Genomic DNA, 15,275 nt, shown 5'->3' with positions numbered 1-15,275 from the left:
ATTTAAGGATTTGTAAACAGTGTAGAAAACACCTTACACTTCATTATATTGAGAGAATTAACTCTAGTGAAAAAACTGGATTATTTTAATGGAAAGGTGAAATTATGCAGAAATCAATTGCTTCAAATATTTTTTATAAAATACTGCTCAACACGTTTAATATTATACTTCCAATTTTAGTTGGTCCTTACGCATATCGAACATTAGGGGCCAATTCAATCGGAACCGTTAACATTGCTGAAACTTTTTTCAATTACTTCTTCGTGTTCGCCGTATTTGGTGTATATCAATATGGTTTACGTGAAATTAGCTTAATTAAAAACGATAAAAAGAAAGTTTCTAAGTTATTTACAAGTCTCTATGTAATTAACTTCACAACTAGTATTTTAGCTTTATCAGGCTTTGTGCTCTTTAGTTATATTGGATACGGACATGAAAGTTTATTTCCTGTTCTTCTTATTTTCGGTTTTAATTTTATATCTAACATGTTTTATGTGGAATGGTTCAATGAGGCATATGAAAATTATGACTTCATCACTAAAAAAACAGTTATCGTTCGATTAATCTATGTCGTACTTCTTTTCTCTTTCATTCATGGGGTTGACGATTACAAAACATATGCTGGTTTATTAGTATTATCGACATTTTTAAACCACTCTATTAGCTTTATATATGTGAAACGCCAAGTGAAATTTGATTTTTCCGACTTAACAATTATTCCTCATTTAAAACCGTTACTATTAGTCTTGATTTTTTCAAATGCTAATATTTTATATACTCAATTAGATCGTCTTGTTTTAGGGGTATATGTTGGAAAAGAAGAAGTTGCATATTACGTAATGGCTTTTCAAATTATGATGATTATTAATACACTTATGTTAAGTGTTGTACAAGTAACCGTTCCAAGACTGTCTTATTTATCAGGAAACGCGTCTGAAATGGAATATGAGTCTTTACTAAATAAAATTTCAAAAGTATATTTCATTACCCTATTCCCTGCCGCAATTGGTTTAATGCTCATTGCTCATGGAGCTGTTGTTATTTACGGTGGACAACAATTTGCTGAGGCTGGTAATACATTAATTGTTTTCGCCTTCTATATGATTACAGTCGGTATTGAGTCCATTTTATCGAATCAAATTATTTATGTGAAAAAGAAAGAAAGCATTTTAGTGCGATTTTTATTTATTTGTGGATTTATCAACTTGGCATCCAATATTGCATTAATATTCTTCCATATACTTACACCAACAACCGCAATTTTCACAACAACAATTGCGAATTGTTTCTTAATCACATTTGAATATATTTATGTGAAAAAGAAATTAAAAGTGAATTATACGTTATTTGATATACAAAAACTTAAATATCTATTTTATTCCCTAACATTTGTCCCCATAGCATTCGTTATTGATATGATCGTATCTGGACAAATACTACAAGTTATCCTAGTCATAATAACGTGTGGATTAACGTATGCCCTTATCCTCTTTATAACAAAGGATGAAATTCTCTTTTCACTACTTGAAAAGATATTAGCACGATTCAAAAAAGCTTAAACTCAATCTCTAAAAGGAGCTGTTAAACTTGAAATTTTCTTTAATCATGGCTACTTGTGGCAGACGTGATGATATTCTTGACTTACTAAAATCACTTGAACAACAAACTTACAAAAACTTTGAACTTATCGTAGTAGATCAAAATGATACGCCAATCTCTGATTTATTTGATGAATATAAAGATAAATTTTCTATTAACTACATTTATACACCTATTAAAGGGCTATCGAGAGCTCGAAATGCAGGATTAAAAGTAGCAGATGGTGATTTCATCGCTTTTCCAGATGATGATTGTATTTATGAAACAAATGTTTTAGAGAGTATATTAGAAACTTTCAACTCTAATAAAGATGTTCATTTCATCTCGACAAACACTACAAATGTTGAAGGTACAGGTTCTTTAATACACGCACCGAATACAGACATTATTTTAAATAATAAGTATGGATTCATGGGGCCTTCTTTCACACTATTCTTCACAAAACAATTTGTACAAGCTGTAGGTACATTTGATGAAGATTTAGGTGTTGGTTCTGGCACGATTTATGGAGCTGGTGAAGAAACTGACTTTGTACTACGTGGGATGAAACAAAATTACACTGGTTTATTTAGAAAAGATCTGTTCGTATACCATCCTGTAAAAGAGGAAATTATTAATGAACAATCATTAAAACGTGCTATTTCTTATGCTGGTGGTTTTGGTAGGGTTATTCGCTTACACTATGGATTCCCTTATTTCATACGTGCTGTCGCTGCCGCAACATTCCGTATGACACAAAACATTTCTAATGATAAGCGTAAATTCCACGCAAATCGCTTACGCGGTATTGTTCGTGGATATTTAAAATAAAAAAACAAGGTGTAACCACTTTTATTAAATGGTTACACCTTATTTTTTTATTTCTCTTGCATCGCTTATTTCTTGCAAAGCAACCCATCATTCTTTTGTAATCGCATACCTTGCTTGTCAGTTACATTATATATTTTTGAAATGATAGCATTATATCCAAGAATTTAGTATCATGATTCAAGACACTATTTAGAAATGAACGGAGGACATTATGAGCTTATTAACTGTTGAAAAATTAGGCCATACATTTGGTGATCGTACATTATTTAGAGATGTATCCATGCGCTTACTCGCAGGAGAACACGTTGGATTAGTCGGAGCAAACGGTGTTGGTAAATCAACATTTATGAATATAATTACTGGTCAGCTTATCCATGACGAAGGTCGTGTAGAATGGACACCTGGTACAAATTACGGTTACTTAGACCAACATACGATTTTAACACCTGGTCGCACGATCCGTGACGTATTAGCAGATGCATTTTTACCTTTATTTGAAAAAGAAAAAGTTTTAAATGAAGTTGCAGAAAAAATGGGAACTGCTACACCAGAAGAATTAGAGGAACTTCTTGAACAAATGGCAGAAATTCAAGATGCCCTTGAAGCAGGTGGCTTCTATTTATTAGATATTAAAATTGAAGAAGCAGCGCGCGGCCTTGGAATTGATGCAATTGGTCTAGATCGTGATGTTGCGGCATTAAGTGGTGGACAACGTACAAAAGTATTACTTGCAAAGCTACTACTTGAGCAACCAGAAGTATTACTATTAGATGAGCCTACCAACTATTTAGACGTTGAACATATCCATTGGTTAACAAGTTATTTAAAAGAATATCCACATGCATTCCTATTAATTTCCCATGATACGGAATTTATGAATAAATGTGTCGATGTTATTTTCCATCTAGAATTCACAAAAATGACGCGTTATACAGCAACATATGAAAAATTCTTAGAGCTGGCAGAAATCAATAAAAATCAACATATCAATGCTTATGAAAAGCAGCGAGAGTTTATCAAAAAACAAGAAGATTTTATTGCAAAAAATAAAGCCCGTTACTCAACAACAGGCCGTGCAAAGAGCCGTCAAAAACAACTTGATCGCATGGAACGTATCGATCGTCCTGAAACAGCTATTAAGCCTGAGTTCTCCTTTAAAGAAAGTCGTGCAAGTAGTCGATTTGTCTTCGAAGGGGAAAATGTAGAGATTGGATATACACATCCGTTATTACCGAAATTAACAATGACAATTGAACGTGGTGAAAAAATTGCAATTGTTGGATGTAATGGTGTCGGTAAGTCAACACTGTTAAAAACGATTTTAGGTAAGATTAAACCATTAAGCGGAAAAACAAGTCTTGGTGACTTCTTAAACCCATCATACTTCGAGCAAGAAGTAAAAGCTGATAATATAACACCCATTGATGATGTTTGGAATACATTCCCTAGCTTAGACCAGCATCAAGTACGTGCAATGTTAGCGAAATGCGGTTTAAAAAACGAACATATCTCTCGTCCACTGAATCAATTAAGCGGTGGCGAACAAGCAAAAGTTCGTTTATGTAAACTAATGGGTGAAGAAAGTAACTGGCTACTCTTTGATGAGCCAACAAACCACCTTGATGTTACAGCAAAAGAAGAGTTGAAAAAAGCGATGAAAGCATACAAAGGAACAATTCTTCTTGTATGCCACGAACCAGACTTTTATGAAGAGTGGATAACAAAAACTTGGGATGTAGAGAAATGGGCCCAAGAAAATTCTTAATCCCCTAAAAAACATCCCTTTACACTGCTATTTAGCGTGTAAAGGGATTTCGTTTTAAAATAAACATACAGTATGATAAGGAGTTTTTAGTAATGCAACGTACATTCCCCCTAAAGCTTAATATATTTTTTGTAAAGTGCTTATTAGTACTATGTCTAATTATTTCTGCTGCTATAACGTGGCAATCAATAGTCGTAATTCAAGAAAAAACTGACACACATTCCTTTATTATCATCCCGATTATTATTCTAATAGGCCTTCTATTTTTGCTTATTGGCTATATTTCTAATAAGTATATGTCTACATTTATATTTACCGTTTCACTTATTGTTTTAGCTTTTTCTGTTCGATTAATTTGGGTTCTCTACGTTCCAACTCCTATCGAATCAGATTTTTCAGTGATGTACAATAGTGCTATTCAAGCTACTAAAGGCGATTTTAGTTTTGCACAAGATGACTATTATACTTCATGGGTTTATCAACTTGGATTTACAATGTACCAAGCCCTCATTATTAATTTATTCGGTGAAGGGCCTTTCCTTCTAAAACTTTTAAATATAATGTATTGCACAGGAACAACCTTGCTAATTTACAAAATAACTTCATATGTTTTTAATGAATGGTCTGGAAGAATGGCTGGATTACTATATGCATTATATATCCCAAGCATTGTAATGAGCTCATTACTAACGAATCAACATATTGCCACATTCCTATTTTATCTTGGGTTTTATTTATTAATTACAAAAGGCCTAACCCATAAATATATGTGGATTTTTATAGGGATCTCCCTAGCTTTAGGAGATATTATGCGTCCACTTGGCGCTTTAGTTTTGATTGCAGTAGCTCTTTATGTCTTTTTACAAGGTATATTAGGAAAATCAAAACAGGATATTTTAACTTCTATAAAAAAATTGTCTGGGATTTTCATCATTTTTTACCTTGTTCATTACATTATAAGTTCTTCATTTATATCTGCCGGAATTACCCAATATCCGCTATCTAACAGGGATCCTCTCTGGAAATTCACCGTAGGACTTAATCACGAAACAAGAGGTGGATATTCTTCAGCAGATGTAGAATATGTTATGTCCTTTGAGCTTGGAAAAGAACGAGAAGCCGTTGAGAAGAAATTGATTCAAGAGCGACTAGCTGATCCACAAAAGGTTTTATCTTTATTTAGTGATAAATTCACGATTATGTGGGCAGATTATGATTCCGCCCCAGTATGGAGTCTGGCAACACTAAGTAACACAGAGAATGATATGGTTACCTTGCAAGACGACCTTAAGACATACGATAAATATATATATATTACAACTATGTTATTTGGCACGTTAGCAACTTTTTATCTCATACTAACTAAGCAAAACAACACACATTACACACTATTTTTATTATTAATAATTGGCTATATAACGATTCACTTCTTAATCGAATATCAAACAAGATACCGATACTTTATCATCCCTAGCTTTACAATCATTCAAAGTTATGGACTATATGTAGTTTATCGTCTCATGTCTAAAAGAAAGACTACAAAAATATAAGATAAGGCCAAATAAAAAAGGCATGAGCTCGATGCAATACCGAGCTCATGCCTTTTTATTTATATCCTTTTTTTATTGTAAATATGATTAATGCCAAAAGCAGCTAAAAAGATCATAGGTATTGTAGCCGAATAATGATATCTCGGTGCTACTTCTACTATCATTTGTGCCATTGTTAGCCCAATCGTGTATAAACAAATAATGAGAAGTGAAGATTTATTTTTATTTTTTATAGCTACTAACGCCCCGAACAGTGAAGTAGCTAGTAAAAAGTAATAGAAAACATTAGAAATTATAGTATATCGTACTTTATGATCCATAATTGGATCTGCATATTTAACAGCTTGATCATCGTTCCCTAAAAAGATAATAAATTTATCATACATTAGTTTCCCGAAATCTATATCATCGTTTTTTATTCTCTTTTTCGCTTCTTCAAGCATTTGCTTTTGAACGTCCTGAGCACTCCATCCTGGTTGACCACTATAATGATATAGTAATGCTGAATCTCCTGGATTCCATGTTCCTGAAGCTCCCTTATTAAATCCTACATGAATATTGTATCCCGGCACTGTTGCTATCTCTTCACCTAAACGTAATGTTACATAATGATTTACCGCCGAAGACATCATTAAGTATCCAATAATGATAACCCCTACATATGCCACCTTGTTAATAAGTAGCTTTTTATTCCCAATATGCTTTGTATCTATAATAAACATCCATATTGCTAGGGCTATAATTGGCACTGCTGCAATTGGTCTTGCCATATTTATTAATACAAGTAATGCAGCTACTAGAATTGAATACATAAGAACCTTTGCAATCGTTATATTTTCAATTTTATCATAAACAATTATCATAATTGCCCAGGCCAATAACAATATTGTACAATACAACGGTTCTGAAAGTGCAAACATGTTATACATCGTTTGTGATGGCAAGAGAATCCATAAAACACTTGCTGTTATCGCTGTTCTCACTCCACCAATTCTTCTAGCTATAAAATATATTAATCCCATCGATATTGTAGTTAAAACAACATTAATAATTGGCGGAATCATAAAGTTTGCCCCAAATATTTTCAGGAAGATACTTAAGAATGAAGCATATCCAAAAATATGTGGAAATAATGCAACATATCTATCATGAATAACAAAGTTGTCACCTAATGCTTTTGCCGTATTAAAAAAGGCTTCATAATCACCAATCGGATCAATCTTATATGTAAGAATCCACGCTGTTTTCACTGCTACACAAATAATTAGCAGTACAAAAAAACATATTTTTTCATTTACTCTTTCAAGGTATAGCGATCCACTGCTAAGTATAAAGTTTCCAATTGTACATAATAATAAAACTCCAACTAATATCATTACATAATTATATTTTTGAGTATCTGAAAAATAATCAAAAATTAATATTGCAACGAAAAAGCTATAAATGCCGTATATGGCACGTGTAGAAAAGGTTGAAAACAATCCAGAAAAACGTTCCAAAAAAACTCACTCCTTAACATATTTATATGGGAAAACATTATATTTCCTAAAAAAATTACACTACCAGCTACTATACATTAATATTATCATGATTTCCATGTTTGCTTTTATATTTCCTAGTATACCAATTTAAAATAATCATTTTTATTATGAACAGATTTATTTTATATCCTAAAATGATATCTACCCAAAACATATAACATATTAGCATAAACTATGATATAATTGATAGTTGTTATGTACGAACAACCTTTTTACATTCCTGTTTTATTTATATATTTTATAAAGTTGAGGATACTATTATGGAGAAACTCTTAAAGTTTGGTTTAGTAGGAATCTTTAATACACTCATTACAATTATTAGCTTTTGGATATTATTAAAATTCGGGATGAACTACCTTATTGCGAATACCATTGCCTATTTAATTGGTGTTGCCAATAGCTACTATTGGAATAAAAATTGGGTGTTTAAACCTAATAATAAAAGCACGTCAATGTTCTTTAAATTTCTAACTGTAAATTTAATTGTATTGGCTTTTAATACATTATGTTTATTTATATTAGTAGATAAACTTACTTTTAATGCATTAATTGCACAGATCTTCGCAATTGGTGTCGGAATGGTTATAAACTTTGTCCTTAATAAAATTTGGACATTCAACCAAACCGAAAAGGCTACTAATTAAACTTGAACAACTTATTAAAAATACGGAGGATACAACATGCAAAAATTAATTTCGGTTGTAGTTCCTATGTACTTCGAGGAAGAAGTAGCACAGGAATGTTATAACCGTTTAAAGTCCGTTATGCTTCAAAATGATATTAATTACGAGTTTGTCTTTGTAAACGACGGTAGCACAGACCGTACAATGGAAATCTTATCTGAGATTGCAGCAAATGATTACCGTACAAAAATCGTTAATTTTGCACGTAATTTTGGACACCAAATAGCCGTTACAGCTGGTATTGCTGCTGCAAAAGGTGACGCTATTGTAATTATCGATGCAGACTTACAAGATCCACCTGAAGTTATTCCTGAACTTATTGCAAAATGGGAAGAAGGATATGAAGTTGTTTATGCGAAACGTAAACAACGTAAAGGTGAAACTTGGTTTAAACTTTTAACAGCTAAATATTTCTATAAATTCTTAAACTACATGTCTGATATCGATATCCCAAAAGATACTGGTGATTTCCGAATCATCGATCGCAAAGTAGCTGATGTTTTCAATCAAATGACTGAACGAAATCGCTTCATCCGCGGTATGATGTCTTGGGTTGGCTTCCGTCAAACGTATGTTGAATATGAACGCGATGAGCGCTTTGCTGGTGAAACAAAATATCCATTAAAGAAAATGATTAAATTTGCATCAGATGGCATTATTGCATTTTCAACAAAACCATTACGTATCGTTATGACTTTAGGCTTATTATCAGTTCTTATTTCAATAATCGTCTTACTATATACAATTACTGTAAAAATTATTGGCACTGGTACGCAAACAGGTTGGGCATCTATTATGGTTGCTATTACATTCTTTAGCGGTATTCAGTTACTTGGTCTAGGAATCGTTGGCCAATATATTGCTCGTATTTATGACGAGAGTAAAAACCGTCCGATTTATATCGTAAAAGAAACAATCAATATTGAGCAAGAAGAGACTACACAAACAAAAGAAAAAGTGAATGCATAATAAAAAAGGTAACAATGAAAACCATCATTGTTACCTTTTTATATTGTAATACCCCATAATCCTCAAACGAAATTCTTTTAAATTTGGATATATCTCTAAATTAGATAACATTCCTTGAATGACCGGTATCCTTGGATTTTGCAATCTCATTTCTGCCTCCAAAACATCTAATGTAACAAGCAATTCCTCATCTTCTAGTTGATCAGCTAATGTGCGTTTAAAAACAATAATTTCTTTTAAAAAGTGTTCCTTAACCTGCTCCTTACTAAGCTCTGATTTGCAAAGAAATTCCCCAAGCTTTTCTTCATGTAACACAGGTTCTTCCGAAGATTCTACCAATCCATCTACTAAATCATCTACTCTTTTCAAAATAAATGCAGAAACGTAAGATAAGTCAATTTCTGGTGCTTGTAAAATGATTAGTTCTAAATATCCACGGCATATACCTTCTACCATAATGACTAAATCTAATAAATAAGGCATAACCTTTTCACCATAAATAGACAATAAACTATTCCGATAAAATGCATGAGACTCTAACTTCATCCTCATCATAAACTCTTCTACTTCTTTATTAAAAGGTATAGCATTTTCCCTCGCATGCATAATAATAAATTCTTTATGCTTTTGTATATCGTTAAACTGACAACGCAATTGCTTTGCAAATTTTTCACGCGGCAATAACGATTCATTTTCAATATCCAGCATTTTATTTTGAATCTTGTCATAGTAATATCGAAGTGTTGCTAATAAAAGCTCATCTTTCGATTTAAAGTATAAATAGAAAGCTCCCTTAGATATGCCACAAGCTGTCACAATTTCCTGTACTGATGTCGCATTTACACCCTTAGTCGCAAATAACTTCATAGCCATCTCTATAATTAAGCGCTCTTTTTCTTTCATATCATGTCTCTCCTAAATTTAATCTCGCATCTTATTATGAATTTATTATACCATCCCTTTTCATTGACGACTGACCAATCAGTCAGTTATATTATGTATTAGACTGACCAGTTGGTCAATACAATACAAAGGGAGCGCAAACATGAACAAAATTATTAATTTCTCGTTAAAAAATAAGTTCGCAGTTTGGCTACTAACCATTATTGTTACCATTGCAGGTATTTATTCTGGGCTGAATATGAAGCTGGAAACAATTCCTGATATTACAACACCTGTTGTAACAGTAACTACGGTTTATCCTGGTGCTACACCAGAAGAAGTAGCTGACAAAGTTTCAAAACCGATGGAAGAGCAACTACAAAACTTAAGTGGTGTAAACGTTGTTAGTTCATCATCTTTTCAAAACGCATCTTCTATTCAGATAGAATATGATTTTGATAAAAATATGGAAAAGGCTGAAACAGAAATTAAAGAAGCTCTCACAAATGTGAAACTCCCAGAAGGTGTAAAAGACCCGAAAGTTTCACGTGTAAACTTCAATGCCTTTCCAGTTATTTCGTTAAGCGTAGCAAGTAAAAATGAATCTTTAGCTGCCTTAACTGAAAATGTAGAAAAAAATGTTGTTCCCGGATTAAAAGGACTTGATGGGGTCGCATCTGTTCAAATTTCAGGTCAACAAGTAGATGAAGTACAACTTGTCTTCAAGAAAGATAAGATGAAAGAATTAGGTTTAAGTGAAGATACTGTAAAAAATGTAATTAAAGGATCGGACGTATCTTTACCACTTGGCTTATATACATTTAAAGACACAGAAAAATCAGTTGTTGTAGATGGAAATATTACAACAATGAAAGCATTAAAAGAATTAAAGATCCCAGCTATACCTTCATCACCGAGCGGTCAAGGTAGTCAAAACGCTGGAGCTGGTACACAAACATCGCAAATGAATCCAGCGGCTATGAACGGGATTCCGACAGTTACATTAGATGAAATTGCTGACATTAAAGAAGTCGGAAAAGCAGAATCTATTTCTCGAACAAATGGAAAAGAAGCAATTGGAATTCAAATTGTGAAAGCTGCTGACGCGAATACTGTTGATGTTGTAAATGCAGTGAAAGATAAAGTAAAAGACCTTGAGAAAAAATATAAAGACTTAGAGATTATTTCAACATTCGACCAAGGTGCACCGATTGAGAAATCAGTAGAAACAATGCTGAGCAAAGCTATTTTTGGTGCTATATTTGCGATTGTTATTATTATGCTGTTCCTACGAAATATCCGAACAACATTAATCTCTGTCGTTTCCATACCACTTTCTTTATTAATTGCTGTATTAGTCATAAAACAAATGGATATTACGCTTAATATTATGACACTTGGAGCAATGACAGTCGCTATTGGACGCGTTGTTGATGACTCCATTGTTGTTATTGAAAATATTTACCGACGAATGTCGTTATCAGAAGAGAAACTGCGCGGAAAAGATTTAATTCGTGAAGCTACGAAGGAAATGTTTATCCCAATTATGTCTTCTACCATTGTAACAATTGCTGTATTCTTACCGCTTGGACTAGTAAAAGGTATGATTGGTGAAATGTTCTTACCATTTGCCTTAACTATCGTCTTCGCTTTATTAGCATCGTTACTAGTAGCAGTTACAATCGTGCCGATGTTAGCTCACTCTTTATTTAAAAAAGAGAGCATGAGGGAAAAAGAAGTACATCATGAAGAAAAACCAAGTAAATTAGCAAACGGGTATAAACGCATACTTGCATGGGCTTTAAATCATAAAATCATCACATCAAGCATTGCTGTCCTTCTATTAGTTGGTAGTCTTGCACTTGTGCCAATTATCGGTGTAAGTTTCTTACCATCTGAAGAAGAAAAAATGATCATTACAACGTACAACCCTGAACCAGGTCAAACGTTAGAAGATGTTGAAAAAATTGCAACGAAAGCTGAGAAGCACTTCCAAGATAATAAAGACGTCAAAACAATTCAATTCTCATTAGGTGGCGAAAACCCAATGAGTCCTGGTCAATCAAATCAAGCAATGTTCTTCGTGCAATATGATAACGACACGAAAAACTTCGAAAAAGAAAAAGAGCAAGTCGTTAAAGATTTACAGAAGATGTCTGGAAAAGGCGAATGGAAAAACCAAGACTTCGGAGCGAGTGGCGGTAGTAATGAAATTAAACTATACGTTTACGGAGATAGCTCGGAAGACATTAAACCTATTGTCAAAGATATTCAAAATATCATGAAGAAAAATAAAGACTTAAAGGATATTGACTCTAGTATTGCAAAAACGTATGCAGAGTACACTTTAGTCGCAGATCAGGAAAAACTAAGTAAAATGGGTCTAACAGCTGCACAAATCGGAATGGGACTTTCTAATCAACATGATCGACCTGTTCTGACAACAATTAAAAAAGACGGTAAAGATGTCAATGTATATGTCGAAGCTGAAAAACAAAATTATGCAACAATCGATGACTTAACAAATCGTAAAATTACAACGCCACTTGGTACTGAAGTGGCTGTGAAAGATGTTATGACTGTAAAAGAAGGGGAAACTTCGAATACAGTGAAACACCGCGATGGCCGTGTTTATGCAGAAGTAAGTGCAAAACTAACATCTGATGACGTTTCAAAAGCATCTGCCGCTGTTCAAAAAGAAGTAGATAAAATGGATCTTCCTTCCGGTGTAGATGTTTCTATGGGCGGTGTTACAAAAGATATTGAAGAATCATTCAAGCAACTTGGCTTAGCGATGTTAGCTGCGATTGCCATTGTATACTTCGTTCTTGTCGTTACATTTGGCGGTGCCCTTGCACCATTCGCAATTTTATTCTCGCTACCATTCACAATTATCGGAGCTCTTGTTGCCTTATTAATCTCTGGTGAAACGTTAAGTGTCTCTGCAATGATTGGTGCACTTATGTTAATCGGTATCGTTGTAACAAACGCAATCGTGCTTATCGACCGTGTTATTCATAAAGAAAATGAAGGTCTATCAACACGTGAAGCTTTATTAGAGGCTGGTGCTACACGCCTTCGCCCTATTTTAATGACTGCAATTGCAACAATCGGTGCTCTTATCCCACTTGCATTAGGATTTGAAGGTAGCGGCTTAATTTCTAAAGGACTTGGTGTAACAGTAATTGGTGGATTAACAAGTTCAACGTTATTAACACTTCTTATTGTTCCAATCGTTTATGAAGTATTAAGCAAGTTCAAAAAGAAAAAAGCAAAATAACAAAAAATAACCTCGCAGTTAGCGAGGTTATTTTTTATTCCCAAATACGACTAGAAAATCACCATATCCTTCTTTCTCTAATTCCTCTTTTCGGATAAATCGAAGGGCTGCGGAATTAATACAGTAACGAAGACCATTTGGTCCTGGACCATCCGGGAATACATGGCCTAGATGTGAATCTCCCTCTTTGCTTCTCACTTCCGTACGCGTCATATTATGACTGACATCCATTTTTTCTTTCACACTTGCTGACATAACTGGCTTCGTAAAGCTAGGCCATCCACACCCACTATCAAATTTATCTAAAGAAGTAAATAGCGGTTCACCTGAGACGATATCTACATAAAGTCCTTCTTCTTTATGATTCCAATATTCATTTTGAAAGGGTGGCTCAGTTCCATTTTCCTGTGTTACATAAAACTGCATCTCATTGAGTTTTTCTTTTAAATGAGTATTATCTTTTGGCCAATGTTGTTTAATAAAAGCATCTCGTCCCGATCCTTTACGGTATAACTCATAGCGGAATGTATTTTTCTTATGATATCCTTGGTGATAGTCTTCAGCTGGATAAAACGTAGCTGCTGGTAATATTTTTGTAGCAATTGGTTTTGAAAAGCGTCCACTCTTTGCAAGCTCTTCTTTTGAAGCCTCTGCTTTTTTATGTTGTTCTTCATTGTGATAAAAAATTACTGTTTCGTAAGACTGTCCACGATCGTGAAATTGTCCTCCTATATCAGTCGGATCAATTTGTCTCCAATATATATTTAATAACTCTTCATACGGCATTTTATTTGCATCAAATGTAATTTGTACTGCCTCATAATGTCCCGTCGTTTCTGAACATACTTCTTTATATGTTGGACTCTCTTTATAACCACCTGTATAACCAGAAACAACCTTTATAATTCCTTCCATCTCTTCAAATGGCGAAACCATACACCAGAAGCACCCTCCAGCAAATGTAGCTAACTCTACCTTTTCATTTACAGCCATTATTTCACCCCTATTCTATCTTCTGCTTACAGTATGGCATAAAAAACATCATGTTATAAAAGAAAAAGCATCGAACATCGATGCTTTTTCTTTACTTCACCTTATTTTTCTGGCGTCATTCTCTATTTCATCACTTGTCACATCTAAGACATCTAATAAGAAAATGAAGATTGGAATACCGATAATTAATCCCCATACACCTAAGAAGTGTTCTGAGAAGATTAATACCATAAATGTATAGAAGATCGGTAAGTTTGTTTTTTGCGACATGAACTTCGGATTTAACACGTAACTTTCAAGCGCATGAATTACTGTTACGATAATTAAAATATAAACAACGTACATAATACCGCCAATATTGTAAGCAATCATACAAAGCGGGAATAACGAAATGATAACCCCAGCTACTGGAATTAAACCGAGTAAGAAGATCATTAACGCTAAACCTAATAATTGCGGGAATCCTAATATCCATAGTGCAATAACGGATAAAACACAGTTAACAACTGCAATTAAAAATTGTGCTTCGATTACTTTTCCGAATGAACGTGCAAATTTCTTACCGAAGTACTCAATTTCAGTATAGAAAATTGCAAGTCGGCTTTCTTTAAATTTTGCAGTAAAAGCAACGATCCGAGCTTTCTCCAATAAGAAAAATAAACTTAAAATTAAAGAAAGTAACACTTGAAGGCCAAATTTCCCAACATTCGTAATCGATTTATACAAAATGTCAACGCCTTGTCCTACATATTTCGAAAGTTCCATATGATTGACAGCATTAACTGCATACTTAATTAATTCACTATCCGGTGGGTTTCTTAAAAATACGTTAAATTGATAAATCAATTGTGAAATTTGTATCGTTAATACTGGTAAATATTTAAATAGCGTAATAGCAATTCCACCAATTAACATTACATATAGAAACGCTATAATAATTTTTCGGTTAATGGGCATGAAATGATCTAATTTGCGAGAAATAAACTTTTGGAATCGATCCATTAAATATGTGAGAATAAACGTAATTAAAATTAAATTCAACATACTTTGCAGCCCGTATAACACGAGAGCAAGTATTACTAATACGAGAAACCTCTGAAATCCTTTGCTTTGAAACAGGTTTTTTATTTGCATAATCGACGAGTACTCTCTCCTGTCCTATAAAGTAAAACGTTAATAAGTAGATTTTTTCTCTCTTCTCTA

11 protein-coding genes are annotated in these 15,275 nt (G+C 33.5%); 7 read left to right on the top strand and 4 right to left on the bottom strand.

The genetic code is table 11. The features are described from left to right. The first annotated feature begins 104 nt into the window (after positions 1–104). From CER22_RS03645 to CER22_RS03630, 4 genes are all read left to right on the top strand, one after another. Positions 105–1,559, top strand: a complete 1,455-nt coding sequence (locus tag CER22_RS03645) for an oligosaccharide flippase family protein (protein WP_087981894.1) — start codon at positions 105–107, stop codon at positions 1,557–1,559. Between the two features lie 28 nt (positions 1,560–1,587). After that, positions 1,588–2,409, top strand: coding sequence for a glycosyltransferase family 2 protein (locus CER22_RS03640; RefSeq protein WP_087981893.1), 822 nt, complete (start codon positions 1,588–1,590; stop codon positions 2,407–2,409). Positions 2,410–2,620: 211 nt separating this feature from the next. After that, positions 2,621–4,174, top strand: a complete 1,554-nt coding sequence (locus tag CER22_RS03635) for an ABC-F family ATP-binding cassette domain-containing protein (protein WP_088608200.1) — start codon at positions 2,621–2,623, stop codon at positions 4,172–4,174. Positions 4,175–4,266: 92 nt separating this feature from the next. Continuing rightward, positions 4,267–5,724, top strand: a complete 1,458-nt coding sequence (locus CER22_RS03630) for an ArnT family glycosyltransferase (RefSeq protein WP_088608199.1) — start codon at positions 4,267–4,269, stop codon at positions 5,722–5,724. Positions 5,725–5,783: 59 nt separating this feature from the next. Here the strand turns inward: CER22_RS03630 and CER22_RS03625 are convergent, their stop codons facing one another. Beyond that, a complete protein-coding gene (locus tag CER22_RS03625; RefSeq protein WP_088065071.1) occupies positions 5,784–7,223 on the bottom strand; it encodes a glycosyltransferase family 39 protein in 1,440 nt (479 codons plus the stop codon). A 302-nt stretch (positions 7,224–7,525) separates the two neighbouring features. Here CER22_RS03625 and CER22_RS03620 point away from each other — a divergent pair, with 302 nt between their 5' ends. Both CER22_RS03620 and CER22_RS03615 read left to right on the top strand, forming a co-directional pair. Continuing rightward, positions 7,526–7,909 carry a GtrA family protein gene (locus CER22_RS03620; protein ID WP_000413281.1) on the top strand — a complete coding sequence of 128 codons (384 nt, stop codon included), beginning with the start codon at positions 7,526–7,528 and terminating at the stop codon, positions 7,907–7,909. Positions 7,910–7,945: 36 nt separating this feature from the next. Beyond that, positions 7,946–8,917, top strand: a complete 972-nt coding sequence (locus CER22_RS03615) for a glycosyltransferase family 2 protein (RefSeq protein WP_001170707.1) — start codon at positions 7,946–7,948, stop codon at positions 8,915–8,917. Positions 8,918–8,947: 30 nt separating this feature from the next. Here the strand turns inward: CER22_RS03615 and CER22_RS03610 are convergent, their stop codons facing one another. Further along, entirely contained in the window at positions 8,948–9,820 is an 873-nt protein-coding gene (locus CER22_RS03610) for a TetR/AcrR family transcriptional regulator (protein WP_088065072.1), read from the bottom strand. Positions 9,821–9,962: 142 nt separating this feature from the next. On the opposite strand from CER22_RS03610, the gene CER22_RS03605 reads away from it, so the two are divergent. Continuing rightward, positions 9,963–13,079, top strand: coding sequence for an efflux RND transporter permease subunit (locus CER22_RS03605; RefSeq protein ID WP_088608198.1), 3,117 nt, complete (start codon positions 9,963–9,965; stop codon positions 13,077–13,079). A gap of 27 nt (positions 13,080–13,106) precedes the next feature. Here the strand turns inward: CER22_RS03605 and msrB are convergent, their stop codons facing one another. After that, positions 13,107–14,072 (bottom strand): peptide-methionine (R)-S-oxide reductase MsrB, encoded by a 966-nt coding sequence (gene msrB / locus CER22_RS03600; RefSeq protein ID WP_088608197.1) that lies wholly within the window; start codon positions 14,070–14,072, stop codon positions 13,107–13,109. A gap of 96 nt (positions 14,073–14,168) precedes the next feature. Next, complete coding sequence (locus CER22_RS03595) at positions 14,169–15,206, bottom strand: AI-2E family transporter (protein WP_088608196.1); 1,038 nt, start codon at positions 15,204–15,206, stop codon at positions 14,169–14,171. Between the last annotated feature and the right edge of the window lie 69 nt (positions 15,207–15,275).

This window comes from Bacillus sp. K2I17, assembly GCF_002209985.1.
Lineage (GTDB): Bacteria > Bacillota > Bacilli > Bacillales > Bacillaceae_G > Bacillus_A > Bacillus_A wiedmannii.
Note: the sequence above shows the minus strand (reverse complement) of the source record. Positions and strands in the feature narration are given on the sequence as shown.